At 69.3% G+C, this 26399-nt stretch carries 24 protein-coding genes; 3 read left to right on the top strand and 21 right to left on the bottom strand.

All coding sequences use genetic code 11. From position 1 onward, the window contains the following. Window positions 1-5 precede the first annotated feature (5 nt). Window positions 6-1109, bottom strand: coding sequence for a ferredoxin reductase (locus C9I47_RS07110; protein ID WP_111266119.1), 1104 nt, complete (start codon window positions 1107-1109; stop codon window positions 6-8). 198 nt (window positions 1110-1307) lie between these two features. Here C9I47_RS07110 and fabR point away from each other — a divergent pair, with 198 nt between their 5' ends. Beyond that, on the top strand, window positions 1308-1898 hold the full coding sequence (gene fabR / locus C9I47_RS07105; RefSeq protein ID WP_223250352.1) for an HTH-type transcriptional repressor FabR: 591 nt from the start codon (window positions 1308-1310) through the stop codon (window positions 1896-1898). A gap of 816 nt (window positions 1899-2714) precedes the next feature. Here fabR and C9I47_RS07100 read toward each other — a convergent pair. The 9 genes from C9I47_RS07100 to C9I47_RS07060 form a co-directional block, all read right to left on the bottom strand. Continuing rightward, complete coding sequence (locus tag C9I47_RS07100) at window positions 2715-4376, bottom strand: acyl-CoA dehydrogenase family protein (RefSeq protein ID WP_111266118.1); 1662 nt, start codon at window positions 4374-4376, stop codon at window positions 2715-2717. A gap of 164 nt (window positions 4377-4540) precedes the next feature. Next, window positions 4541-4753, bottom strand: coding sequence for a cold-shock protein (locus tag C9I47_RS07095; RefSeq protein ID WP_111266117.1), 213 nt, complete (start codon window positions 4751-4753; stop codon window positions 4541-4543). Between the two features lie 268 nt (window positions 4754-5021). After that, window positions 5022-5801: an S-methyl-5'-thioinosine phosphorylase gene (locus tag C9I47_RS07090; RefSeq protein ID WP_190238626.1), complete on the bottom strand. Its 780-nt coding sequence runs from the start codon at window positions 5799-5801 to the stop codon at window positions 5022-5024. Between the two features lie 2 nt (window positions 5802-5803). Beyond that, on the bottom strand, window positions 5804-6355 hold the full coding sequence (locus C9I47_RS07085; protein ID WP_111266116.1) for a hypoxanthine-guanine phosphoribosyltransferase: 552 nt from the start codon (window positions 6353-6355) through the stop codon (window positions 5804-5806). After that, window positions 6355-7365: a beta-N-acetylhexosaminidase gene (nagZ, locus tag C9I47_RS07080; RefSeq protein ID WP_111266115.1), complete on the bottom strand. Its 1011-nt coding sequence runs from the start codon at window positions 7363-7365 to the stop codon at window positions 6355-6357. The genes C9I47_RS07085 and nagZ overlap by 1 nt, the downstream gene beginning before the upstream one ends. Before the next feature lie 13 nt (window positions 7366-7378). Continuing rightward, the gene (locus C9I47_RS07075) at window positions 7379-7909 is read right to left on the bottom strand and encodes a CYTH domain-containing protein (RefSeq protein WP_111266114.1); all 531 of its coding nucleotides are present in this window, start codon (window positions 7907-7909) and stop codon (window positions 7379-7381) included. A gap of 123 nt (window positions 7910-8032) precedes the next feature. Further along, complete coding sequence (gene rlmD, locus C9I47_RS07070; protein ID WP_223250313.1) at window positions 8033-9406, bottom strand: 23S rRNA (uracil(1939)-C(5))-methyltransferase RlmD; 1374 nt, start codon at window positions 9404-9406, stop codon at window positions 8033-8035. A gap of 151 nt (window positions 9407-9557) precedes the next feature. Then, window positions 9558-10199 (bottom strand): DUF1318 domain-containing protein, encoded by a 642-nt coding sequence (locus C9I47_RS07065; RefSeq protein ID WP_111266112.1) that lies wholly within the window; start codon window positions 10197-10199, stop codon window positions 9558-9560. A 68-nt stretch (window positions 10200-10267) separates the two neighbouring features. Then, window positions 10268-12319 (bottom strand): translocation/assembly module TamB domain-containing protein, encoded by a 2052-nt coding sequence (locus tag C9I47_RS07060; protein ID WP_145985444.1) that lies wholly within the window; start codon window positions 12317-12319, stop codon window positions 10268-10270. Between the two features lie 125 nt (window positions 12320-12444). On the opposite strand from C9I47_RS07060, the gene C9I47_RS07055 reads away from it, so the two are divergent. Beyond that, a complete protein-coding gene (locus tag C9I47_RS07055) occupies window positions 12445-13245 on the top strand; it encodes a response regulator (protein WP_111268014.1) in 801 nt (266 codons plus the stop codon). On the opposite strand, the gene recO is transcribed toward C9I47_RS07055, so the two are convergent. The 9 genes from recO to rpoE form a co-directional block, all read right to left on the bottom strand. Further along, entirely contained in the window at window positions 13215-13982 is a 768-nt protein-coding gene (gene recO, locus C9I47_RS07050; RefSeq protein WP_111266110.1) for a DNA repair protein RecO, read from the bottom strand. The genes C9I47_RS07055 and recO overlap by 31 nt on opposite strands. Before the next feature lie 11 nt (window positions 13983-13993). Next, window positions 13994-14917, bottom strand: coding sequence for a GTPase Era (gene era, locus C9I47_RS07045; protein WP_111266109.1), 924 nt, complete (start codon window positions 14915-14917; stop codon window positions 13994-13996). Window positions 14918-14998: 81 nt separating this feature from the next. Next, on the bottom strand, window positions 14999-15658 hold the full coding sequence (rnc, locus tag C9I47_RS07040) for a ribonuclease III (protein WP_407067507.1): 660 nt from the start codon (window positions 15656-15658) through the stop codon (window positions 14999-15001). A 5-nt stretch (window positions 15659-15663) separates the two neighbouring features. After that, on the bottom strand, window positions 15664-16053 hold the full coding sequence (locus C9I47_RS07035; protein ID WP_111266108.1) for a DUF4845 domain-containing protein: 390 nt from the start codon (window positions 16051-16053) through the stop codon (window positions 15664-15666). A gap of 99 nt (window positions 16054-16152) precedes the next feature. After that, the gene (gene lepB / locus C9I47_RS07030; RefSeq protein WP_111266107.1) at window positions 16153-16944 is read right to left on the bottom strand and encodes a signal peptidase I; all 792 of its coding nucleotides are present in this window, start codon (window positions 16942-16944) and stop codon (window positions 16153-16155) included. A 134-nt stretch (window positions 16945-17078) separates the two neighbouring features. Continuing rightward, a complete protein-coding gene (gene lepA / locus C9I47_RS07025) occupies window positions 17079-18872 on the bottom strand; it encodes a translation elongation factor 4 (protein WP_111266106.1) in 1794 nt (597 codons plus the stop codon). A gap of 202 nt (window positions 18873-19074) precedes the next feature. Next, window positions 19075-20610 carry a Do family serine endopeptidase gene (locus C9I47_RS07020; protein ID WP_111266105.1) on the bottom strand — a complete coding sequence of 512 codons (1536 nt, stop codon included), beginning with the start codon at window positions 20608-20610 and terminating at the stop codon, window positions 19075-19077. 159 nt (window positions 20611-20769) lie between these two features. Beyond that, window positions 20770-21651: a sigma-E factor negative regulatory protein gene (locus C9I47_RS07015; protein WP_190238625.1), complete on the bottom strand. Its 882-nt coding sequence runs from the start codon at window positions 21649-21651 to the stop codon at window positions 20770-20772. Window positions 21652-21688: 37 nt separating this feature from the next. Next, window positions 21689-22327, bottom strand: coding sequence for an RNA polymerase sigma factor RpoE (rpoE, locus tag C9I47_RS07010; protein ID WP_111266103.1), 639 nt, complete (start codon window positions 22325-22327; stop codon window positions 21689-21691). Window positions 22328-22588: 261 nt separating this feature from the next. Between rpoE and C9I47_RS07005 the strand changes: the two genes are divergently transcribed. Further along, window positions 22589-24652, top strand: coding sequence for a 3-hydroxyacyl-CoA dehydrogenase NAD-binding domain-containing protein (locus C9I47_RS07005; RefSeq protein WP_111268012.1), 2064 nt, complete (start codon window positions 22589-22591; stop codon window positions 24650-24652). Window positions 24653-25277: 625 nt separating this feature from the next. Here the strand turns inward: C9I47_RS07005 and C9I47_RS07000 are convergent. Then, window positions 25278-25973 (bottom strand): hypothetical protein, encoded by a 696-nt coding sequence (locus tag C9I47_RS07000; protein ID WP_145985443.1) that lies wholly within the window; start codon window positions 25971-25973, stop codon window positions 25278-25280. An 8-nt stretch (window positions 25974-25981) separates the two neighbouring features. After that, window positions 25982-26335, bottom strand: a complete 354-nt coding sequence (locus tag C9I47_RS06995) for a PilZ domain-containing protein (protein WP_111266101.1) — start codon at window positions 26333-26335, stop codon at window positions 25982-25984. Window positions 26336-26399: the final 64 nt, after the last annotated feature.

Below are 26399 nucleotides of genomic sequence, written 5' to 3'. Positions count from 1 at the left end.
CTTCTTCACAGGTCGAGGGTCAGATCGGTGGCGGCGCTGTGGATGCAAAGCTTCAGCGCCTGGTTGTGCTCGTGATCGAGGTCGCCACTGGGCAGGTGGCGCACGCTGCCGGCGGACTTGCCGCAGGCGCAGGTGTTGCAGATGCCCATCCGGCAGCCCGACGGCGGGCGCACGCCCTGCGCCTCCAGCGCCGACAGCAGCGGCTGTCCGCGCGGCACCGTCAGCACCCGGCCGCTGCGGGCCAGGGTCACGTCGACCTCGCCCTCGTCGACCACCGGCGCTTCCGGCGCGGTGAACGCCTCGGCCTGGAAACCGCGCACGCGTCCGGCCAACAGGGCGCGCGCGGTCTCGACGAAGCCACCGGGACCGCAGGCCATCACCTGGCGCGCATCGAGATCGGGAATCAGCGTCGACAGGCGATCGTCGATGCGACCTTCGTGCTCATCGTCGGCAGCGGCCGCCTCGCGGGTCAGCAGCAGGTGCAGATCGAAGTTCGCATGCACGGCCGCCAGCCGCCGCAGTTCGTCGACGAAACACAGCTCGTCGCGACGGCGAGCCCAGTAGCACAGGGTCAACGGCGTCGGCATGCCCTGCTCCGCCAGTGCGCGCAGCATCGCCATCAACGGTGTGATGCCGCTGCCGGCGGCGAGGAACAGCCACGCTCCGGAAACGGTCCGCGGCAGCACCATCCCGCCAAACGCCTGGCCAAGCTCGACGATGTCGCCGACCTCCAGACCGTCGAACAGGCGCGGGCTGACCTTGCCGCCGGGCATCGCCTTGACCGTGACCGCGATCAGGCCGTCGCCGCGCGGCGGCTCGGACAGGCTGTAGCTGCGGGTGACGCGGGCACCGTCGACCTCGACCCCGAGGTTGAGGTGCTGGCCGGGGCGGAACCCGGCCCAGTGCCGGTTCGGACGCAGCAGCAGGGTCACCGCGTCGACGGACTCGCGGCGGCGCTCGACCAATTGCGCCAACGGGCGCTCCCAGGTCCACAGCGGATGCAGCCTTGAGGACCAGAAATCAAAGACTTGCGGCGCAACGAAGGGCGACAACAAGCGTTTGAGACGGGGTCTGGGTCGACGTCGCGACGGGCGGACACGTGCATTCATGGCGGTGACTATACCAGCGTATGGACGCACGTATATACAACCGTATATTAATTACAGAACGATGATCACCTTCCCCGCAGGCCGTTCAGACTCGTCATACTCCCTACCGTGACCATCGCTCCCGCCAACAACGCCGCCGACGCCAACCTCTCCGCCAGTGCCGCGCCGGAGGATCACGGCCCGGGCCGCAAGCCGTCGATCTCGCGCGAGGACATCCTGGCCGCGGCGCTGAAGCTGATCGGCCCCCACCGCAGCGTCTCGACCCTGAGCCTGCGCGAGGTCGCCCGCGAGGCCGGCATCGCCCCCAACAGTTTCTACCGCCAGTTCCGCGACATGGACGAGCTGGCGGTGGCGCTGATCGATCTGGCCGGACGTTCGTTGCGGCACATCATCGGCGAGGCGCGCCAGCGCGTCGCCGGGGGCAAGCGCAGCGTGATCCGCAGTTCGGTCGAGGCGTTCATGGAGCAGTTGCGTGCCGACGACAAGCTGCTGCACGTGCTGCTGCGCGAAGGCACGGTCGGCTCGGACGCGTTCAAACAGGCGGTCGACCGCGAGCTGCAGTTCTTCGAGGAGGAACTGCGACTGGACCTGATCCGCCTGGCCCGGCTCGACCACGCGACCCTGCACGAGCCGGCGCTGGCGGCCAAGGCGATCACCCGCCTGGTGTTCGCGGTCGGCGCGACCGCGATGGACCTGCCGCCGGAAAAGGATCCGGAGCTGGTCGAAGAGCTGTCGACGATGGTGCGGATGATCGTGACCGGCGCGCGGGCACTGCCGCCGGAGCGCTGAACACCGGCGCCGGCAGCGGCGCGGTTCATGGGCAAACCCATCGCGGCTCACGCCGCTCCTACGAAATGCGATACAGCATGGCCCCGGCCCCCTGAGTCAGGGGGCGATTCGCATCGCAGATGCGAATGGGGGTGTGGAAGCGCAACGGCGGGGCCCAAGGTTTGCGAAGCAAATTTTGGGAGATATCCGGGCGCAGCCGGATATCGTTCCCCCCTGAGTCAGGGGGCGATTCGCATCGCAGATGCGAATGGGGGTGTGGAGGCGCAACGGTGGGGCCCAAGGTTTGCGCAGCAAACTTTGGGAGATATCCGGGCGCAGCCGGATATCGTTCCCCCCTGAGTCAGGGGGCGATTCGTGCCGCAGGCACGAATGGGGGTGTGGAAGCGCAACGGCGGGGCCCAAGGTTTGCGAAGCAAACTTTGGGAGATATCCAGGCGCAGCCGGATATCGTTCCCCCCTGAATCAGGGGGCGATTCGTGCCGCAGGCACGCATGGGGGTGTGGAAGCGCATCGGTGGGGCCCAAGGTTTGCGCAGCAAACTTTGGGAGATATCCGGGCGCAGCCGGATATCGTTCCCCCCTGAGTCAGGGGGCGATTCGTGCCGTAGGCACGCATGGGGGTATGGAAGCGCAACGGCGGGGCCCACGATTTGCATAGCAAACCTTGGGAGATATCCGGGCGCAGCCGGATATCGTCTCCCCCCGTAGGAGCGGCGTAAGCCGCGATAGGGCCTTCCCACTAAAGCCCTCGCGGCTCACGCCGCTCCTACAAGAGCTCGTGAGTCGTTTGGGTATCCAACCTCGATCACAACGGTGGCTACGGCAGCGTGCGGGCGATCGCCGTCTCGAAATCGATGTCGCCCGGCAGCGTGCCGAAGGCGAGGCCATGCCCGCCTTGCAGACGGCTGCGCACGAAGGCCTCCGCCAGCGGGCTGTCCGCCCGCAGCAACGCCGCGGCCTGCAGCCCCAGCGCCAACCGCTCCACCAGCAACCGCGCGCCGCCCTCCTCGATCCGCGACATCGCATCCGCCAGCCCGGCGATGAAGGTCTCCGGGATGCCGTCGGCCTCCGACAGCTCCTGCTGCAATGCCGCCACGCACTCCGGCTCGCGCGCGAGCGCGCGCAGCACGTCCAGGCACTGGATGTTGCCGCTGCCCTCCCAGATCGAGTTGAGCGGCGCCTGCCGGTACAGCCTCGGCAGCATCGACTCCTCGACATAGCCGGCGCCGCCAAGGCATTCCTGCGCCTCGTTGACGAAGGCCGGCGCGCGCTTGCATATCCAGTACTTGCCGATCGCGGTCGCCACCCGCGCGAACGCCGCCTCGCCGGCATCGCGGTCGGCGGCGTCGACCGCGCGCGCGACCCGCATCGACAGCACCAGCGCGGCCTCGGATTCGATCGCCAGATCGGCGAGCACATTGCGCATCAGGGCGTGCTCGACCAGGCGTTTGCCGAAGGTGCTGCGATGCCGCGCATGGTGGATGGCCTGCGCCAGCGCCATCCGCATCTCGGCGCTGGAACCGAGCATGCAGTCCAGCCGGGTCAGCATCACCATCTGGATGATCGTCGGCACCCCGCGCCCTTCCTCGCCGACGCGATGCGCCCAGGCCCCGTCGAACTCGACCTCGGAGGACGCGTTCGACCAGTCGCCGAGCTTGTCCTTCAGGCGCATGATCCGAAACGCGTTGCGGCTGCCATCCGGGCGCCAGCGCGGCATCAGGAAACAACTCAAGCCGCCCGGCGCCTGCGCCAGCACCAGGAACCCGTCGGACATCGGCGCGGAGAAGAACCACTTGTGCCCGACCAGGCTGTACTCGTCGCCCGACTGCCGATCGGCGGACAGTGGCGTGGCGGCGGTCGTGTTGCTGCGCACGTCGCTGCCGCCCTGCTTCTCGGTCATGCCCATGCCCAGGGTGACGCCGCGCTTGTCGGCGATCGGCACGTTGCGCGGGTCGTAGTGCGGCGCGGCGGCCTTGTCCGCCCACTCGGCCAGCGCCGGCGCCTGCCGCAGCACCGGCACCGCGGCATGGGTCATCGTCAACGGGCAACTGCTGCCAGGCTCGACCTGGTGATGCAGGTAGCTCAGCGCCGCGCGCGCGACATGGCTGCCCTCGCGGCCTTCCCGCCACGACAGTCCGGCGACGCCATGCTCGATCGCACTGCGCATGACCTGGTGGTAGTTCGGATGGAACTCGACCACATCGATGCGATGGCCGAAACGATCGTGGCTGCGCAGTCGCGGACGGTCGCGATGGGCGTCGAAGCCCAGCGCATACAGCGCGTCGCCGGCCAGCGCGCCATACGCCGAGACCTGCGCGGTCCATGCCTGCCCTCCCTCGCGCGCCAGCGACTCGCGCAACACGACATCGTCGTTCCACAGATCGCGCGGCGCGAACTCGGGGGGCTGGTTCTGTACGAGATGATTCTCGACCCGGTGGCTCCCAAGCCCACCTGCGGCAGACGGCACGAACGCGGACATCCTCGACTCCTTTCAGCGGTGTGCTTCGATTCTAGGCGCTTCGCGAACCGGCATATCGTTCGCGCTTGCGATGCCCTCATCGCCGCGGATCATCGCTCCGCAAAAGCCCCGCCATAAAAAAGCCCCGCCGAAGCGGGGCCGGGAAATCTTGAATCCTGTAAGGGTCACGCCTCGGCTGCGATCGTCACTTCGGAGGCCTGGGCGCCCTTCGGACCCTGGGTCAGCTGATAGCTGACGCGCTGCCCTTCCTGCAGACTGCGGAAGCCCTTGGCATTGATCGCCGAGAAATGGACGAAAACGTCCGCACTGCCATCCTCGGGTGAAATGAAGCCAAATCCCTTGGCGTCGTTGAACCACTTGACGGTACCGTACTGCATGTCCTTGATGACCTCATGCTGGATGCGATGGGTGCGCCCGCGCGAACCGCGCGCGACACAGACCCGAGTATGCAAACTGAACGAGCGCTTGACAACTGCAAGATCGCCTGTGTACGTCCTTCACATTTTCTACACAGCTCGCGCGTGTCGAACGGCGCACGAACGCTGACGTTCATCCATTCGCGCATGCATCGCATCGCTGCATCGACGGACGCTGATCGTGCCGATCCCGGCCGCCGACGAAGTCGCAAGAAAACCGAACTGCCGCTCAGTGCTCCAGCAATGCCGCCAGCAGCGCCGGCAGACCCGCCGATGCGACCGCGACGTTGTCCAGCACGTCCTGCAGGGTGATCACCTCGTCGGGATCGGGGCCCGCGCCGGCCGCCCAGTTGGCGACGATCGCCAGACACGCGTAGTCCAACCCCAGCTCGCGGGCCAGTCCCGCCTCGGGCATTCCGGTCATGCCGACCAGGTCGCAACCGTCGCGACGCATCCGCACGATCTCCGCGCGCGTCTCCAGGCGCGGCCCCTGGGTGGCGCCGTAGCAGCCGCCATCGACCAGGGCGACGCCGGCATCGCGCGCGGCTTCGATCACCGCCGTGCGCAGCGTGCGGGTATAGGGCTCGCCGAAATCCACGTGCAGCACCTCGCCGCCGGAACTCGCCCAGGGCTCGCCTTCGCACAGGGTCGACACCCGTCCCCAGGTGTAGTCGATCAACTGGTCCGGACAGGCCAGCACGCGCGGACCGAAACGCTCGCCGATGCCGCCGACGGTATTCAGCGCGAGCACGCGCCGGGCGCCCAGCGTCTGCAGCGCGGCCAGGTTGGCGCGGTAGTTGATCAGGTGCGGCGGCACCGAATGACCTTCGCCATGCCGGGCCAGAAAGGCGACCCGACGGCCGTGCAGGGCGCCGACCCGCACCGGTCCGGACGGGCGCCCGTAACCGGTTTCAAGCTCATGGCTCTCGACATCCTGCAGGGCCGCCAACCGGTACACCCCGGTGCCGCCGATCACGGCCAGATCGATTGCGCTGTCGGTCGTGCCCACGTTCAGTCCTTCAGTGCGTAGATGGCCGGCAGGTTGCGGCCCTGTTCGTGGAAGTCCATGCCGTAACCGAACACGTAGCGGTCCGGCACCTCGACACCGACGTAGTCGGCGCGGATGCCGGGCACGCAGCGGTCGTGGCGCTTGACCGCGAGCACCGCCACGTGCACGTCGCCGGCGCCCTCGCTGCGGCACCACTGGATGATCTCGGCCAGGGTGTGCCCCTCGTCCAGAATGTCGTCGACCAGCAGCACCCGGCGTCCGGCCAGCGATGTCGCCGGGCGATGCTTCCAGACCAGGTCGGAACCGCGGGTCTCGCCGCGGTAACGGGTCGCGTGCAGATAGTCGAACGTCAGGTCGAGACCGCGCGCGCCCAGCTCCATCGCCAGCCGCGCGGCGAATGGCAGGCCGCCGTGCATGATGGTCAGGAATACCGGCGCCTCGTCGTAGTCGGCACGGATCGCATCGGCCATGCGCACCACCGATGCCTCCAGTTCGTCCTGGCCGACGACGACGTCGGCATTGTCCAGGGCCCAGGCCAGATCGCGTCCACTCATCAACTGATGTCCTCCAGCCGGCTGCGGCTGTCACTGTATCGGGTGTCGGCCAGCAGCGCGTCCCAACCGGGCGCGTCGCGCCCGGCCAGCGCCGCCAGCCTGGAGATATCGAAACGGCGGTCGCGGACCGCGGCGAGCGCATCCTCGACCAGTTCCGGATGGCAGACCAGGACCGCGTCGCAACCGGCGTCCAGATGCGCATCGACGCGGGTGCCGACACCGCCGGCGGCGTCGGCCGCCTTCATGCCGATGTCGTCGCTGAACACCACGCCTTCGAAGCCCAGCCCACCGGTCGCGGTGTCGCCGCGCAGGACGCTCTGGATCCAGTGCCGCGAGTAGCCGGCCGGCTCGGCATCGACCTGCGGATAGCGCACGTGCGCCATCATCACCGCCTCGGCGCCGGCGGCGATGCCGGCAGCGAACGGGACCAGGTCCAGGGCGTGGATCTGCGCCAGCGTGCGCGGATCGCTGGCCGCCTCGAAGTGGGTGTCCTCGGCCACCGAACCGTGGCCGGGGAAGTGCTTCAGCGTCGCCGCCATCCCCGCCTCGTGCATGCCCCGCACATAGGCGCGGGCGAAATCGGAGACGATGACCGGGTCGGCCGAGAACGCGCGGTTGCCGATCGCGCGATTGCCCCGCCCCAGATCGACCACCGGCGCGAAGCTGATGTCGACACCGCTGGCGCGGACCTCGCTGGCCATCAGCCAGGCGTGCTCGCGGGCCAGCGCCAACGCGGCATCGCGGTCCTCGCCATGCAGACGGCCGAACACCTCCAGCGGCGGCAGGGCCGCATAGCCGTCGCGAAAGCGCTGCACGCGTCCGCCTTCCTGATCGACGCAGATCAGCTGCGGGCGCGGCGCGCCCTCGCGAATCGCCGCCGCCAGTTCGGTCACCTGCGCCTGCGAGGCGAAATTGCGCGCAAACAGCACCACGCCGGCGCAGGCATCGTGCTGCAGCCATTCGCGCTCGTGCGCTTGCAGTTCCAGTCCGGCGACACCGATCAGCAGCATTCGACAACCTCCATCAGTCCAGCGTTCCGGCGCGCTCGGCCTCGCTCCATTGCGAGTACGGCCGCGTCGCCAACGCCAGATTGTAGTAACGCACCGCGTCGGTCACCTCGCGTCCCAGCCAGTCGGGGCGCTCGAAAACCTCTCCGGCATCGTCGAGTTCGATCTCGGCCACCACCAGGCCGGCGTTTTCGCCGAGAAACTCGTCGACCTCCCAGGTATGCGCGCCGACGGCGACCAGGTGGCGGCGCTTCTCGATGCGCCCGCCGACGCACAGGGTCAGCAACTGGTGCGCATCGGCGACAGGGATCGGATAGTCGAACTCCTGGCGGGTATGCCCGAGTTCGCGCGACTTCAGGTTGAGGTAGGCGGCGTCGCCGGCGATGCGCACGCGCACCGATGCCTTCATCGCCGCCCGGGTGCCGTCGCCGGCGTCCATCGCCGCCAGGTCGTTGAGATAGCCCTGGGCCATCGGCACGATCGTGTGCGCGGCATCGCGCCAGCCATCGGCGGTGACCAGGAACTTGCGTTCGATTTCTAGGGGCATGGAGGGGTGTCCGTTGGGTCGCGCGTGGGCGCGGACCGGGATGTGGATGCGGAACGCGCGGGGCAAGGATGGCGAGGATACGCAATCGCGAAGTCGAGCCTCATCGCCGCCCGCGCCCCGCCCTCATGGCTCGAACAGCGCGATCGACTCCACATGGGCGGTGTGCGGGAACATGTCCATCACGCCCGCCGCCTTCAGCTTCCAGCCCTTCTCGTTGACCAGATACCCGGCGTCGCGCGCCAGCGAGGCCGGATGGCAGCTGACGTAGACGATGCGGCTGAACTGTTTCAGCGGCAATACCGACAACACGAAGTCCGCGCCCGAGCGCGGCGGATCGAGCAGCAGCTTGTCGAAGCCCTCGCGCATCCACGGTTCGGCGGACAGGTCCTTGGCCAGGTCGGCGGCGAAGAAGCGCGCGTTGTCCAGGCCATTGTGTTCGGCATTCTCGCGGGCGCGCCGGACCAGGCCGGCCTCGCCCTCGACGCCGACCACCTCGCGCACCTGGCGGGCCAGCGGCAGGGTGAAATTGCCCAGGCCGGCGAACAGGTCGAGCACGCGCTCGCCCGGCTGCGGATCGAGCAGGTCGAAGGCGTGGCGGATCATCTTGCGGTTGAGCCCGGCGTTGACCTGGATGAAGTCCAGCGGCCGGAACTTCAGTTCGATGTCCCAGTCCTGCAACCGGAACGACAGCGGCTGCGGCTCGGAGGACCCACCCTCCAAAGACGCGCCCTCCAGCGCCAGCGGATGCACGCTGTCGACGCCGCCGGGTTGCAGGAAGATGATGAAGTCGTGCGCTTTCGCGAACGCGGCCAGTGCCGCCCGGTCGCCCTCCGACAACGGCGCCAGGTGGCGGAAGGTCAGCGCGACCCGGCTCTTGCCGGTCCCATCCAGGCCGGCCTCGCCGTCGCCGGCGATGAACTCGATCTGCGGAATTTCACGGCGCGCCTCCAGCCCGTCGACCAGGGCGGACAGCGCTTCCAGCTTGGTCCCGATCTCGGGAATCACGGTGTGGCATTCGCGCAGGTCGGCGACGAAGCGCGGATCGGTCTCGCGGAAACCGACCAGGGTCTTGTCCTTCTTCTCGACCCGGCGCACCGACAGCCGGCCCTTGCGGCGGTAGCCCCAGGCGGCGTCGGTCAGCGGCTCCAGCCAGCGCTCCGGGGTCACGTGGCCGATCCGCTCCAGGTTCTCGCGCAGCACCCGCGCCTTGGCCAGGATCTGGCGGTCCTCGGCGTAGTGCTGCAACGCGCAGCCGCCGCAGGTGCCGAAATGCGGACAGCGCGGCTGCACCCGCTCGGGCGCGGCCTGGAGGACTTCCAGGGTCTGCGCCTCGTCGAAGTGGCGGTGGCGGCGGACCCGGCTGGCGACCACCCGTTCGCCCGGCAGGGCGCCGGCCACGAACACGGCCTTGCCGTCCTCGCCGCGGGCCACGCCGCGTCCGTCGTGGGTCAGGTCGGTGATTTCTGCTTCGAAGGGAGTTCGGTCGAGTCGGGCCACGGGCTGGCGGTCAGGCTGGCGGGCCGCGCATTGTCGCAGATACGCGCGCGGCGGACCTGTCCGCAGCGGGCGCGACCGGGGACGGCAGCGGCGGAAACGGCAACGGCCCGCCAAAAGCGGGCCGTCTCGTGGGGCGGGGGCTGGTCGGGGCCTACTTCTGCCGCCAGCTGCCGCCACTCTGGTACCACCAGCCCTTGCGGGCGCTGGCGATCCATTGGCGCGCGAACACATCGCGGATCTGCGACTCCCACTCCGGATGGCCGTTGGCCACCGCGACCTCGCGGTAGACCGCCTTGCGATCGCGGTTGTCGTCGGCGACCGCCTGATTGATCGCGACCCGATCCTTCAGCGGCAGCTTGGAGGCGTCGCGCACGACGATGGTGCCGTCGGCGGCGAAGCCCAGCGCGCCGGCATCGAAGCCCGCCCGCAGCTGCGAATCGAAACGCGACGCCATCCGCGCCTGGATCGCCTGGATCGCCGGCGTCTTGATGGTGATGTCCGGCTGGCCCTGGGCCTGCGCGCTGCCCACGCCCGCCAGCGCCCACCAGTCGACCCGATCGACCCGCGCGAGCATCGACGCGACCGATACCGGCATCGAAGCGCCCGGCAATGCCGCGCTCTGCCCGCCCTGCGCATCCGGCGCCGGCTCCGGCATCGCGGCATCGTCGCCGATGACCTTCTCGACGAACTCCTCGGCCGCCTCGCGCGCCTCGGCGGCGGGGAAATAGACATTGATGGTGACGCAGGCCGTCAACATCACGGCCGCTACCGGAAGACCCAACCAACGACGCATGCTCACTCTCCTGACAGTTGCGTTACCTGACCCGTTCCCCGGCCGGCGGACCGCGCCCGCGATCCCGGTCATTCCACCACCGGCGCGACATCGCCGCTGCCGATGGCGCCCAGGCGTTCGACCAGCGTCGGCCAGTGTACACGCCGGTTGTATCCGACCACGCTCAGGCGCGGAATGCCCGAGCCCTGGACGACAATAAAGCCGCGCCCGGCTGAACCCAGCCCGTCCATCTCGCAGACTTCGTCGGCCAGTCTGCAGGCGATGCCGATGCGCGCGTAGCCGAAATCGTCGAACAGGCCGATCAACTGGCCCTGCAGACTGGTCACGAACGACGCGTCGCCGACGCTGGACAGATCCTGCACCGCACGTTGACTGATCCGCTGGCGCACGCCCCGAGTCTTCTCGGTATGCAGTTCGGCGTCGAACGCGACCGGCGCCCAGTCGACCAGGCGCAGGCCGTCGATGCGGCCGTGCAATCGCCCGGTGATGCTGCCGAAACCGAACACCCCGGTCAGCGCTTCCAGGTCGAGGCCATCCATCGCGATGTCGGCGGTCAGGGTCGGCGCGACGCCGAATGGACGCTCCATCGACAGCTCGGAGACCGCGACCCGGCCCTCGAACAATTGCATGTCGAGGCCGCCCTCGAAGTCGAGGCGATCGTCGGCATAACGCGCCATCGGAATGCGTCCGCTCAGCGCGCCGGTGAACGCCGGCCACTCCAGTGCGGCGCTGAGTTGGCCGATGTCCAGGCTGTCCAGGCCCAGTCCGAAGCGCACGTCCAGGCCCTGTCCCGCCGTCGGCGGACGGATCTGCAAGTGATCGAAGCGAACCTCGCCGCCGAGCATCGGCATCGAGGTGGCCGGCATCCGCAGCGCGCCCTCGCTGCTGAGGAACGGCAGTCGCGCGGCGCCGAAGTGCAGTCCGTACAGTTCGCCGCCGTTCCAACGTAGCTCGCTGCCCACCTCTGCGGCGGCGGAATAGCGGATATCGCCACGCAGGCCGGCGAAGGCGAAGCGCCCCTTCGGATCGTCGATCGCGGCACCCTCGCCATCGTTGCCGGCCAGCGCGACCGACGCCTCGGCGAGCGCGCCGTCGTCGATCGTCACCTCACCCTCGGCGCGCCCTGCCAGCTGCAACTCCGCCAATCCGGCCATGCCGAGCCAACCGCTCAGATAAGCCTCGCCGAACCGGCGCAGATCGTCGCTGCGGAAACGAGCATGCAGACCGCGCAGACTGGCGTCACCGGCCACATCGGCCGAACCCTGCGCCTGTACGACGCCGCCGTCGTCCCAGCGCCAGTGCGGCAGCCGCCAGCCGCCGTCCGCGTCCTGCTCGGCAACCAGTTCCAGCGCGGCGCGGCGGCGCCCCAGCGCGATGTAGGTGGTGCCGAACAACAGCTCGCCACCGTCCAGATGGCCGCCGGCCTCGATGCGCGGCGCGGCACCGAAGCGGGCGTCGAGATCGACCCGGGCGCGGACGCCTTCGGCAGCGATACTGCCATCGGCGGTATCCAGCGACAGCGCCGCCAGCTGCAGCGGTCCCGACACCCGCAACGGCCGATCGGCCGGCGCATCGATCCTGAGTCCGGCATCGATCACGCCCCCACCCAGGCGCCCGTCCGGCCAGGCCCGGGACACCAGCGCCTGCACCCATGCCACCGGCACCCGCCGCAGATCGATGTCGGTGATGTCCGGACTCGCCGCATTTCTGCGCAACGTCAGCCGGGCATCCGCCTGTGCCAGCTCTGCATCGGTACTCACCGTATCCAGGGCCAGCGACAAGTGCGCCGACGCATGCCCGCGACTGTCGACGCGGCCCTCGCAGCGCCAGCCGTCGTTGTCGTCGCGCCGCAGCGCGCAGCGCCAACTCACCGCCTCGAACCGGTATCCCAGTTCCGGCGCGAAGACGCGACGGGCCCGCACTTCCAGTTCGCCCGCGTCTGCCCGCGGCGGCCAGTCGACGCGCACCCGCACGCCTTCCAGCGTCGCCACCGCGGTATCGATCCGTTCCGCCTTGAGGACCAGCGCACGCGCCACCCCCTCACCCGGCATGCACAAAGCGAGCAGTACCGTTGCGCTCAGAAAGCGGGCTAACATCGTCGGCGACATGGCCGGCAGCATACCGGGGCTGCGCCTGGTTCCGGTGAACGCCACACGGGTCGAGCAGGCGCACCGATGAATCACGCACCGGTCGATTCATGTGTGCCGGCCTCGCAGGCTTCCCTTCCCGCACACGGACGTTGCTGATGATCAAGAACACGGATTCCGCGCCGCCGCGCATCCTTCTGGTCGAAGACGACGCGACCAGCCTCGCCTTCTTCAAGGCCGCCCTCAAGCCGCTCAATGCCGTCGTCGAGACCGCCGATTGCAGCGGCACCGCGCTATCGCTCGCGCAGGACCGTCGCCACTCGCTGTGGCTGTTCGACTCCCGCCTTCCCGACGGTACCGGTATCGGCCTGCTGAGCCGACTGCGTGCGCAGGGACTGCGCACCCGGGCGATCGCGCACACCGCATCGACCTCGACCGCGGAACAGGCGCAATTGCTGGCGGCCGGATTCGAGCAGGTGCTGGTCAAGCCGCTTTCCGCGGCCGAGCTGCGGACGCAGATACTGACCGCGTTGCGGGCATGCGATCCGCAACCGGGCGATCAACCGGTCCACGAGCGCGTCAACGACGCCCTGCCGGTCTGGGACGACCGCGCCGCGGACCGCGCCCTCAACGGCAACCACGAACACGTGGTCACGCTGCGGCGGATGTTTCTGGGCGACCTGGAGCGGGTACGCGACCTGATCGTTTCCGGCTGGAACACGCAGGCTGAGGACGCCCACGGCGAACTGCACCGGCTGCGCGCCGCCTGCGGTTTCGTCGGCGCCACCCGCCTGGCCGATGCGGTGGAAGCGCTGCAGCACATGCCCGACCTGCCGCAGAGCCTGGAGCGCTTCACCCGTGCCGCGAACGAAACCCTGGCCTCGCAGGCGCCTTCCGGGCCGGAGCAGTCCGGCCGCGGGCACGGCAACTACGAGCGGTCCCGCTCCGGCATCGCCTGAGCGTCGGGCGGCGCCCGCACCACACCGGCCAGGGCCGCGAGCATCTCCCAGGACTTCAGCCCGCGTGGACCGAGATGGTGGGCCAGCACCTCGCGGATCGGCCGTCGCAGCGAAGCCAGATCGGCGCCTTCCGGCAAGCGGTCCTCGCCCAGCGCGATCAGCGCGCGACCGGTCGCGGCGCCGGCCCGGTCGGCCTGTCCGCGATCCAGCAGCAGTCGGCGCGGCCCGTGTTCGGGGTCGAGCCGATAGCGCGCGGCGGGATCGATCGGCTCGCCGTCGCCATCGAAACGCAGGTCGAAACCGACGCCGAGCGCCTCCAGCAGATCGCGCTCGAAGCGGCGCAGCGTCCAGCCGAGCGGATCGCCGTCGCGCAGGCGCTCGCGCGCGAGCGCATAGGCCGCGAACAGCTCCGGCTGCGGCACCTGCCGCGGCGACAACCGCAGGGTCAGCTCGTTGAGGTAGAACGCCGACATCGCCGCCTCGCCCGACAGCCGCGGCGCGACGTCGACCGCCTCGGCACCGGTCAGGCGCGCCAGCTCGCCGCGCCAGACCGCATCGAAACGTATCGACTGCAACGGCTGCAGCGCCGCACGCAGGGGATGGCGTCGCGCCCCGTGCACACCACGCGCAAGCAGTCCGACCCGGCCATGTCCGGCGCTGAGCACCTCGACCAGCAGGCTGGTCTCGCGCCAGGGCCGCGCATGCAGGACGAACGCGGGCTCTGCGGTCAGGCGCATGGCGACATCGCTCAGTCGTGGTAGCCGAACGCCCGCAGCGCCGCCTCGTCGTCGGACCAGCCCTGGCGCACCCGCACCCAGGTTTCCAGGAACACCCGGGCACCGAACAGGCGTTCCATGTGCTGCCGGGCCTTGGCGCCGATTTCGCGCAGCCGCTCGCCGCCCTTGCCGATCACGATCGCCTTCTGGCCATCGCGCTCGACCCAGATCACCGCACCGATCCGCAGCAGCGGCCCCGACTTGGCAGACTCCTCGACCTCGAAGCGCTCGATCTCGACCGTGGTCGCATACGGCAACTCCTTGCCGAGCTGGCGCATCAACTGCTCACGCACCATCTCGCCGGCCAGGAAGCGCTGGCTCTTGTCGGTGATCTCGTCCTCGCCGTAGATCGCCGGCTGCTCCGGCATCAACGCCAGCAGGGTGTCGACCAGCGCCTCCAGCCCGTTGCGCTTGAGCGCCGAGATCGGGTGCACGCCGGCGAAGTCCCGGCCCTCGCTGATCTGGGCCAGATACGGCAGCAAGGCGCTCTTGTCCTTGAGCCGATCGACCTGGTTGACCACCAGCACGACCGGCAGCCCGGCCGAGCGCAGGGCCTCGTAGGCGAAGCCGTCGGCCTCGTCCCACTGCCCGGCGCGAACCACCAGCATCGCCGCGTCGACCCCTTCCAGAGCGCCGCGCGCGGCCCGGTTCATCCAGCGGTGCATCGCCGACGCGGTGGCCTTGCCCTGGTCGCGATGCAGGCCCGGCGTGTCGACCAGCACCAGTTGCCCGGCCGGAAAGGTCGCGATGCCGAGCAGGCGATGGCGGGTGGTCTGCGGCCGATTGGAGACGATGCTGACCTTGGCCCCGACCAGGGCATTGGTCAGGGTCGACTTGCCGACGTTCGGGCGGCCGATCACGGCGACGTGCCCGGCACGGAAATTGGAAGTGCTCATGCAGGGATTGTACTTGGCGGAGGGGCCCCAGGGCTTGCGCCGCTGCTACGAGCGTGTCCGGCGCGCGCCGGCCCTCGGTTCTCAGCCGGCCTTCAAGCCTGCCAACGCCGCATCGGCGGCGGCCTGCTCGGCGCCGCGTCGCGAACTGCCCTCGCCCTCGGTCCGCAGCGGCGGATCGGCCAGGGTGCAACTGACGTGGAAATGCTTGGCGTGCTCCTCGCCGCTCTCGGCCAGCAGGGCATAGACGGGGAGCGGCTTCTGCCGACCCTGCAGCCACTCCTGCAGCCGGGTCTTGGCGTCCTTGCCGACCTTGTGCGGCGGCGGCATCGCCGCCATCGCCGGCTCGAACCAGGGCAGCACCGTCTCCCGGCAGGTCTCGAAGCCAGCGTCGAGGTAGATCGCCGCGACCACCGCCTCGACCGCATCGGCCAGGATCGAATCGCGTCGGTGGCCACCCGACTTCATTTCGCCCGGGCCCAGGGTCAGCTGCGCTCCGAGGTCGAGCTCGCGGGCGATCGCCGCCAGCGAGGACTCGCGCACCAGTTCGGCGCGGGCCCGGGTCAGCGCACCCTCGTCGACCTGCGGCCAGCGCAGGAACAGCGCCTCGGCCACGAACAGATTGACCAGCGCATCGCCCAGGAACTCCAGGCGCTCGTAGTGCGGAGCGCCGGCACTACGATGGGTCAGGGCCTGCCGAAGCAGGCCCGGGTCGGAGAACCGATGGGAGATCCGCCCACTCAAACCGGTCAGTCGAGACCGCCGCCGCGGCGCATTTCCTGGCTCGCCTCGAAGCGGCCCACGACGTCCAGATTGCCGATCAACTGCTTGCGGACTTCGTAATCGACCGAAAGCACGTAGCCGGCGTCGCGGCGCTCGATCTTCAGGTCTTCCTTCTTCACGTTGTCGGAGTAGCTGACGTACAGGCGCCGGAAGAACAGGTCGCGGATCTTGGCCGGCTCGGCATTGGCGGCGGCCGGATCGGTCGACAGTTCCGACAGCGCGCGCTTGACCGCGTAATACTCCGAATACATCGGGATCAGCTTCATGCCCATGTAGACGAATACGCCCACCACCGCCAGGACGATGATGAAGCTGATCAGGGTCATGCCACCTTGGGTACGTTTCGTGCGGTTCATGCGGTTCTCCCCATTGCTCTTTGGACGCGATCAATCCGTTCAGCGCCGTTGCCCGGACCGGCCAATCGGTCGGCTTCCAGTCCCCGGCCCGGTCGGGCCTCAGTCGATCCGCGACCCGATCCGCGACCAGTCGACCCCACCGTCGATGTTCATCCAGATCAGGAACGCCTTGCCGCGGAGGTTCTCCTCCGGCAGAAAGTGCGTCTGCCAGAAGCGACTGTCCTCGCTATTATCACGATTGTCGCCCATTACGAAATAGTGCCCGGGCGGAACCACCCACTCGCCCTCGCCCTGATCGGCGTACGGCAGGCTGATGCGCTCCAGGATCCGGTGCTCGCGACCGCCCAGATTCTCGCTCAGTTCCTCCGATCCGGTCATCTCGCGGCCGTTGCCCTTGCCCTCGTAGATGCCGATCGCCTGGTACTGCATCGGCTGGCCGTTGAGGTACACGGTGTTGTCGCGGTAGGCGACGGTGTCGCCGGGCAGGCCGACGATCCGCTTGATCCAGTCCTGATCGGGGTGATGCGGCGGACGGAACACGACCACGTCGCCGCGCGCCGGTTCGCCCAGCGCCACGACCTTCTGGTTGCTGATCGGCAGGCGCAGCCCGTAGGTGAACTTGTTGACCAGGATGAAGTCGCCGGTCAGCAGGGTCGGCATCATCGAGTTGGACGGAATCCGGAACGGCTCGGCGACGAAGCTGCGCAGGATCAGCACCACCAGCAGCACCGGGAAGAACGCCTTGGAGTAGTCGACGTACCAGGGATCGCCCTCGTCATCGAGCAGGGTGGCCTGGGCGACCCGGCGCTTGGCCAGGAACAGCTTGTCCAGCAGCCAGATGAAACCCGAGACGAATGTCAGCGCCACCAGGGCGATTTCGAACCAACGCATGCCTGCTCCTCAGGTCATATTCCGGAATCGGACCCGGTGAAGTGAAGGACGGACGCCAGCCCGCCACCAGTGCCGGAAGATCGCCGCCCCATCGTGACCGACCCGCCCCTTCGACCGGCGGGCCAACCCCTCGTCTACTTGTTGTCGGTCTGCAGCACCGCGAGGAAGGCCTCCTGCGGAATCTCGACCCGTCCCACCTGCTTCATCCGCTTCTTGCCTTCCTTCTGCTTTTCGAGAAGCTTCTTCTTGCGGGTGATGTCGCCACCGTAGCACTTGGCCAGCACGTTCTTGCGCATTGCCTTGACCGTGGTGCGGGCGATGATCTGGGAACCGATCGCCGCCTGGATCGCGACATCGAACATCTGCCGCGGAATCAGATCCTTCATCCGCTCGCAAAGTTCCCGGCCGCGGCGGTCGGCGTGGCTGCGGTGGCAGATGATGCTGAGCGCGTCGACCTTGTCGCCGTTGATCAGGATGTCGACGCGCACGAACGGGCCGGCGTCGAAGCGCAGGAAGTGGTAATCCAGCGAGGCGTAGCCGCGGCTGACCGACTTCAGCCGGTCGAAGAAGTCGAGCACCACCTCGCCCATCGGCAGCTCGTAGCTGATCTGCACCTGGCTGCCCATGTAGGTGATGCCGATCTGGCTGCCGCGCTTCTCTTCGCACAGGGTGATGATTCCGCCGATGTAGTCCGGCGGGGTCAGGATGTTGGCGCGGATGACCGGCTCGCGGACCTCCTCGACCTGGTTCACCGGCGGCAGCTTGGCCGGATTGTCCATCGGCACCACGGTGCCGTCGGTCTTGAGCACCTCGTAGACCACGGTCGGCGCGGTGGTGATCAGGTTGAGGTCGTACTCGCGCTCCAGGCGCTCCTGCACGATCTCCATGTGCAGCATGCCGAGGAAGCCGCAGCGGAAGCCGAAGCCCATCGCCTCCGAGCTTTCCGGCTCGAACCGCAGCGCGGCGTCGTTCAGGCGCAGCTTCTCCAGCGCCTCGCGCAGGTCCGGATAGTCCTCGGCATCGACCGGGAACAGGCCGGCGAACACGCGCGGCTGCATTTCCTGGAAGCCCGGCAACGGCTTGGGCGCCGGGTCCGCGCTCAGGGTCAGGGTGTCGCCCACCGGCGCACCGTGCACGTCCTTGATGCTGGCATTGACCCAGCCCACCTCGCCGGCGCCGAGCCGGGTCAGCTCCTTGCGCTTGGGGGTGAACACGCCGACGTTGTCGACCTGGTGGCTGCGACCGGTCGACATCACGGTCAGCTTGTCGCCGGGCTTGATCTCGCCCTGCATCACCCGCACCAGCATCACCACGCCCAGGTAGTTGTCGAACCAGGAGTCGATGATCAGCGCCTGCAGCTTGTCGGTGTCGCGCGGCTTCGGCGGCGGAATGCGGTGGACGATCGCCTCCAGCACCTCCTCGACATTGAGGCCGGTCTTGGCGCTGACCGCGACCGCGTCGGAAGCGTCGATGCCGATCACCGCCTCGATCTCGGCCTTGGCCCGCTCCGGATCGGCGGTCGGCAGGTCGATCTTGTTGAGGACCGGCACCACTTCCAGGCCCTGTTCGACCGCGGTGTAGCAGTTGGCGACCGACTGCGCCTCCACGCCCTGGGCGGCGTCGACGACCAGCAGCGCGCCCTCGCAGGCGGCCAGCGAACGGCTGACCTCGTAGCTGAAGTCGACGTGGCCGGGGGTGTCGATGAAGTTGAGGTAGTAGGTCTGGCCGTCGCGGGCGGTGTACGGCAGCGACACCGACTGCGACTTGATGGTGATGCCGCGTTCGCGCTCGATCGGGTTGTTGTCGAGCACCTGGGCTTCCATCTCGCGCGCGGTCAGGCCTCCGCACAACTGGATGATGCGGTCGGCCAGGGTCGACTTGCCGTGGTCGACGTGGGCGATGATGGAGAAGTTTCTGATCTGCTGCATGCGGGCGATTCGGATCCGCCCGGAGCTGCGCGTCCGGGCCTGCATTGGGCTCGAGGGGTCGCGCGAGGGGCCGCGCGCCGGGTTAACGGGAGATTATCGCACAGCGGCGACGCCCCACGGGCACGGCGGTCCTGGCCGACCGCGCCGCATGGGGCCGCTATTCATCGAGCCCGCCGGCCCGCTGGAACGGGCCGGCGCCCGCTCAGCGCGCCTCGTCCAGGGTGATGGCGACGAATTGGGTGCCGCCGCCGCGGCGCACCAGCAGCATCACGGTATCGCCGGCGCCGACACCGGCCAGCTCCCGGTCCAGGGCCGCCGGCGAACCGACCGCCTTGCGCCCCACCGCCATCACCACGTCGCCCTGGCGCAGCCCCGCCTCGCGGGCGGCGCCGTCGCCGACGGCGGTGACCAGCACGCCCTCGCCGGCCTCCAGGCCGAGCTGGCGGCGCTGGGCGGCGCTGGGCGCCTGCACGGTCAGGCCCAGCGGGTTGCCGGAGGAGGCCTGCGCACCGCCGTCCTCGTCCGGGCCGGTCGGCGCGGCACTGGCGACCTCGCCTTCCAGCGCGCCGAGCACGACCTCGACATCGCGCTTGTTGCCATCCCGCACGACGCCCAGGCGCACCCGGGTGCCCGGGGCCTTGGCGCCGATCAGCGGCGGCAGGTCGGCCGAGGTATTGACCGGACGGCCATCGACGCTGCGGATCACGTCACCGACCTCCATGCCCGCCTTGTCGGCGGCGCTGCCGGGGCTGACCACCGACACCAGCGCGCCGCTGGTGTTCTGCAGCCCGAAGCCGCGCGCGGTCTCGGCATCGATCGCCTGCACCTGCACGCCGAGCAGGCCGCGCCGCACCGAGCCGGTCTCCTTCAGCTGTTCGGCCGCGTTCATCGCCAGGTCGATCGGGATCGCGAAGCTCACGCCCATGTAGCCGCCGGAATTGGAGAAGATCTGCGAATTGATGCCGATCACTTCGCCGCTGGTGTTCAGCAGCGGGCCGCCGGAGTTGCCGCGGTTGATCGCCACGTCGCTCTGGATGAACGGCACGTACTGCTGGCCGGAATACGGATTGCTGCGACCGACCGCGCTGACGATGCCGGCGGTGACCGAATGGTCGAGCCCGAACGGCGAACCGATCGCGACCACCCACTGGCCGGGCTTGGTCAGGCCGGCATTGGCCGCGCGCAGGAACGGCAGCCCCTTGGCATCGATCTTGAGCAGGGCGACGTCGTACTGCTCGTCGCTGCCGACCACCTCGGCCTCCATCTCGCGCCGGTCGGACAGCCGCACGGTGACCTTGTCGGCGCCATCGACGACGTGGTGGTTGGTCAGCAGATAACCGTCGTCCGAGATCAGGAAGCCGGTCCCCAGCGAGGTGCCGCCGCCGCGCGGGCCGCCCGGCCCCGGCTGGCCCGGACCACCGGGAGTCGGAAACTGGTCGCCGAAGAAGCGGCGGAAGAACTCGGGAATCTGGTCCTGGCCGGGCGCCTGCCCGCGGGCGACGCGGCGCGGGGCGATCTCGGCACTGACATTGACCACCGCCGGTCCGACCCGCTGCACCAGCGCGGTGAAGTCGGGCAGCCCGGTCACCAGCGGTTGCGCCGGCGCGCTCGCCGGCGGCGGCGCGATGGTCGAGGTCTGCGCCGAGCCGGTATCGGCCGGCGGCTGGGCGGTGCAGGCCACGGGCAGCGCCGCGGCGATCAGTCCGGACAAAGCGAGAGCACGAAGCGGTCGGCTCATGGAATCGGCCTCCTCAGGGGGATGGGTGTCGGGTTCGTGAATCGATGCTGCGGTCCGGACGCGGCGCCCGGGTGCGACCGCAAGGCGCTGGCCGGGAGACCACTCCGCCCCGCCGGGGCCGGAATCGTCGCAATCGCGGTCGCGGCGTGTCGCCGGCGCTCAGCCGCCGGGCGGCGACTCCACGCTCGGCGCTGCGTCCTGCTCCTCGGGCAGACGCGGTTCGAACGGATAGAACGATGGGGTGACCGGTATCGGCTCGCCGTATCCGACCGTATAGCCGCTCGGGGCGCCGTAGCCCGGAAGCACCGCGCGCGGCCAGGGCTTGGCGGCGCCATCGTCGGCGCCCCCCCCGGGCTGGAACGGGTCGCGCGCCGGCGCGCGACCGTCCAACTCGCCGGCCGCCGCGTAAGCGGGCGCGCTCATCGCGGTCGCGGTCTCGTTCGCCAGGGCGGTGGTGGCAGGCGCCTCGCGACGCGTCGCCCGTACAGCCGCCCGTTGGCTCTGGCCGCGCGAAGGACGCTCACCGCTGCGTCGCGGCACTTCGGCCACCGCCACCGCGGCGGCGGCCACAGCAGCGCCGGCCGCGGCGGAGCTCTCGACCCCGTCGCCGGTGTCGTCGACCGTCGCCGGCACCGCCGCGGCGACCTGCGACGGCGCCGCGGGTTGGGCGTCGGGCGCGTCGGGATTGCTCAATGGACGGGCGACGAACAGCGCGGCGACCGCGACCGATGCCGCCAGCGCGGCGCCCGGGACCCAGCGACGCCGGGAACGCCGCGACGCCGGGGCGGCGGACGAAGCCACCGCCTGGCCGGCAGCGGCCTCGTCGGCCAGCGCACGGGCGACGCGGTCGGCAAAACGGATCGGCGCCACCGCGTCGGCACGCCGACGCAGCACGTCGCCGGCAAGCTGCCAGCGCCCGCAGGCATCGCGCCACTGGCCGTCGTGGAGCAGCCGGCGCTGCGCGAAGCGGGCGGCATCGGACTCCAGTTCGCCGTCGAACAGGGCCGACAGGGCTTCCCGGTCTTCGCCACCGGGTGTCATCGGGGGATCGGTCGGAGCGTTGTGCATGCGGGCCATGTCAGTGGGTGGGTTCGCGTTCGGGGCGGTTGTCCAGCAGCGGACGCAACTGCGCGTCGATCGCTTCGCGGGCGCGGAAGATCCGCGAACGCACGGTGCCGATCGGACACTCCATCTGCCGGGCGATCTCCTCGTAGCTCAGCCCCTCGACCTCGCGCAGCGTGATCGCGGTCCTGAGCTCCTCGGGCAGGGCGTCGACCGTCTGCATCACGGTGCGTTCGATCTCCTGCCGCATCAGTTCGTGTTCGGGGGTGTCGGTGTCGCGCAGGCGGATACCGCCGTCGAACTGCTCGGCATCGGCCGCGTCGACGTCGTCGGTCGGCGGGCGGCGGTTCTGTGCGACGAGATGGTTCTTGGCAGTATTCACGGCGATCCGGTGCAACCAGGTATAGAACTGGGCGTCGCCCCGGAAATTCGGCAGCGCGCGATAGGCGCGCATGAACGCTTCCTGGGCCACGTCCTGGCACTCGCTCCAGTCGGGGATGTAGCGCCCGATCAGCCCGACGATCCGGTGCTGGTACTTGCGCACCAGGGCATCGAAGGCCGTGCTGTCGCCCTGCTGGACACGCCTGACCAGCTCCTGGTCGAGCACCGTGTCCTGCCCTTGGGCAGTGTCTTGAGCAAGTTTGTTTTCGGCCATGCCGCGCCGGCACTCCTGTCAGCTCGGCAACATGCATCGATACGCATCGGCCGAACAATGGGACACCCCTGTCGGGGAAAAGTTCAATCTTCCGATTAATGGGGACTGTGCCCACCGCCACAAGCGCCAGCGGTCACGGTTGCGGCAGGCCGGCCCGGCCCCAGGGGCCGGAAAACCGGGGGCAACCGGGATACATTTGACGGCGACGAAACATCCTCGGGATGATATCGGCCTCCCATACGTTAACGGATGGTGCAGCACATGATCGCTGGCCTCGACGGTCTACGCTTCCAGCACTGGCAGACCTCGCTCCGCGAGGACGGCGTCCTCGTGCTTTCCTTCGACCGCGCCGACGCGGCGGTCAACACCTTTTCCCAGGACGTCCTGATCGAACTCGACAGCCTGCTCGAACGGCTGGCGATGGACCCGCCCAAGGGCCTGGTGCTGGCCTCGGCCAAGCCCAGCGGCTTCATCGCCGGCGCCGACATCAAGGAATTCGCCGAGTTCGACGTCAAGGGCACGGTCGGCGACGCGATCCGCCGCGGCCAGCAGGTGTTCCAGCGGCTGGCCGAGCTGCCCTGCCCGACCGTCGCCGCGATCCACGGCTTCTGCATGGGCGGCGGCACCGAGATTTCGCTGGCCTGCGACTACCGGATCGCCAGCAAGAGCCCGTCGACCCGGATCGGCCTGCCCGAGGTCAAGCTCGGCATCTACCCCGGCTGGGGCGGCAGCGTGCGGCTGCCGCGGCTGGTCGGCGCACCGTCCGCGTTCGACATGATGCTGACCGGCCGCAGCCTGTCGGCGTCGGCCGCGCGCGCGACCGGCCTGGTCGACAAGACCGCCGAGGAACCGGTGCTGGTCGACGAAGCGGCCAAGCTCGCCCTGCGCGGCGGCGCCCGTCCGTTCAAGCAGCGCTTCATGGCCTGGGCCAGCAACACCTGGGCGGCGCGCCAGGCGCTGGCGCCGATGCTGGTCAAGCAGGTCGCACGCAAGGCGCGCAAGGACCACTACCCCGCGCCCTACGCGCTGATCAACACCTGGAAGCGCGCCGGCGGCGGCATCCAGAGCCTGCTGTCGGCCGAGCGCAAGTCGGTGGTCAAGCTGTCCTCGACCCCGACCGCACGCAACCTGATCCGGGTGTTCTTCCTGCAGGAACGGCTCAAGAGCCAGGGCGGCAAGGATCACGGCATCGCCCGGGTGCACGTGGTCGGCGCCGGCGTGATGGGCGGCGACATCGCCGCCTGGTCGGCCTACAAGGGCTTCGAGGTGACCGTGCAGGACCGCGAGCAGCGCTTCATCGACGGCGCGCTCAGCCGCGGCCGCGCACTGTTCGAAAAGAAGGTCAAGGACGAGGGCAAGCGCGAACAGGTCAACGCGCGGCTGCGCGGCGACCTGGCCGGCGAGGCGGTCGCCGGGGCCGACCTGGTGATCGAGGCGATCATCGAGAATCCCGAGGCCAAGCGCGAGCTGTACGCGACGCTGGAGCCGAAGATGAAGGCCGACGCGCTGCTGACCACCAATACCTCGTCGATCCCGCTGACCGAGCTGCGCGAGCACATCCAGCGTCCGGCGCAGTTCGCCGGCCTGCACTACTTCAACCCGGTCGCGCTGATGCCGCTGGTGGAGATCATCGACCACGATCAGGTCGCCGAGGCGACCCGCAAGCGGCTGGCCTCGTTCTGCCGCGCGATCGACAAGCTGCCGGTCCCGGTCGCCGGCACGCCCGGCTTCCTGGTCAACCGGGTGCTGTTCCCGTACATGCTGGAGGCCGCGACCGCGTTCTCGGAGGGCATTCCGGGCGCGGCGATCGACAAGGCCGCGGTCAAGTTCGGGATGCCGATGGGACCGATCGAGCTGATCGACACCGTCGGCCTGGACGTCGCCGCCGGCGTCGGCGCCGAGCTGGCGCCGTTCCTCGGCCTGCAGGTGCCCGCGTCGCTGGGCAGCGTCGAGGCCGGAAAGCGCGGCAAGAAGGACGGCCAGGGCCTGTACAAGTGGGAGCAGACCGACAAGGGCAGCAGACCGGTCAAGCCGGAACTGGCGAAGGACTACAAGGCGCCGGCCGACCTGGAGGATCGCCTGATCCTGCCGCTGCTCAACGAAGCGGTGGCCTGCCTGCACGACGGCGTGGTCGCCGATGCCGACCTGCTCGACGCCGGGGTGATATTCGGCACCGGCTTCGCCCCGTTCCGCGGTGGCCCGATCCAGTACATCCGCGAGACCGGCGCGGCGAAGCTGGTCGAAAAGCTCAAGGCCCTGCAGGCCAGCCACGGCGAACGGTTCGCACCGCGGCCGGGCTGGGACAACCCCGCCCTGCACGACTGAGCTCCGCCGACGACCGTACCCACCACGCCGCTCCTGCGGCCCCGCAGCAGCGGCGCAAACCGCGATCGAACGGCCTCATGAAAGCCCCATCGCGGCTCACGCCGCTCCTACGAAATGCGGTACGGCATGGGCCCAGCCCCCTGAGTCAGGGGGCGATTCGTGCCGCAGGCACGAATGGGGGTGTGGAAGCGCAACGGCGGGGCCCAAGGTTTGCGAAGCAAACCTTGGGAGATATCCGCGCGCAGCCGGATATCGTCCCCCCCTGAGTCAGGGGGCGATTCGTGCCATGGGCACGAATGGGGGTGTGGAAGCGCAACGGCGGGGCCCAAGGTTTGCGCAGCAAACTTTGGGAGATATCCGGGCGCAGCCGGATATCGTTCCCCCCTGAGTCAGGGGGCGATTCGTGCCATGGGCACGAATGGGGGTGTGGAAGCGCAACGGCGGAGCCCGAGGTTTGTGCAGCAAACATTGGGAGATATCCGCGCGCAGCCGGATATCGCGGCTTGCGCCGCTCCTGCAAAAAGCCGACCGCTCGCGCGGAAGAGGATGCCTCGGAAACCCCGTAGGAGCGGCATAAGCCGCGATGAGGACCGCGGAGTGCCTTATCTGATCGCGTCGATGGCACTCAGCGGCACTGCGCCGGCGCGGTCCAGTCCAGCGTCGGCTCGACCCATTCCGGCAGCGGCGTGTACAGGAAGCCGTGGCCAAGCCCGTTGTCTAGCTCGAGCGAGCGGCTGGCGGTGATGCCCGGACTGGCGGCGAACACCTCCGCACAGCCGCCGGCGATGCTGTCGCTGCGTTCGTGGATATCGAGCAGGTACCCGCTCGGTCGCGGCGCCAGTTCGTCGCGGACCCAGTCGTTGCAGGCGCCCATCGCCACCACCCGCAACTGCGGGTCGGCCAGCCGATCGGCGGCGATCAGGGCGATGATCGCGCCCTGGGACGCACCGACCACACCGATGTTCTCGCTGACGACACCGGTGGCCTTGAGCGCGCGCACCTCGGCCACGACCGCATCGGCGGCCGCCTGCAACTGCGTGCCCGGCGCGCGCAGGTCGGCATGGACCACGGCGCCGCGCTGGCCCAGCGCCTCGACGATGTCGTCGAAGCGATAGGGACCGAACTCGGGGCTGACCGCGTGGCGGCCCGACTCCTGCACGATCCGGCCATGCAGGTAGATCAGATGACGGGGCGGGCACGCGTCCGCCTGATGCCGACCCGCGTCGCCTTCCCGCGCCGGCGGCACCGCTCCGGCGTCCGCCTCCATCGCGCACCCGGCCAGCGCCATCAGCGCCGGCAGGCACCACCCTGCGATGCGCATGCCGGGCCTCACATCGTCTGGGTCGGACGGTCCGAGTTGAGCTGGCCGGCGAGCAGGGCTTCGACCTTGCCCTTCACCGCCTCGCCCTCGGCGTTCTCGTTGAACTGCACGCCGATTCCCGCCGGGCGGTTGCCCTGGGCCCCGACCGGGGTCACCCAGACCACCTTGCCGGCGACCGGCATGCGCTCGTTGGACTCGGGCAGGGTCACCAGCAGGAACACCTCGTCGCCGATGAAGTAACGCTTGGGCGTCGCCACGAACAGGCCGCCGCCCCGGATGAACGGCATGTAGGCGCCGTAGAGCGCGGCCTTGTCCTTGATCGCCAGAGTCAGGATGCCCTGTCTTGCGCCTGCGCCGCTCATGCCCGGCTCCCTGTGTGTTGGATGTTCATTGTCGCGCTGTCCCCTATCCCAGATACCTTTATCG

The organism is Marilutibacter maris, from assembly GCF_003233695.1.
GTDB lineage: Bacteria > Pseudomonadota > Gammaproteobacteria > Xanthomonadales > Xanthomonadaceae > Marilutibacter > Marilutibacter maris.
The sequence above is the reverse complement of the archived record's forward strand: the minus strand, read 5'-3'. Positions and strand labels throughout refer to the sequence as shown.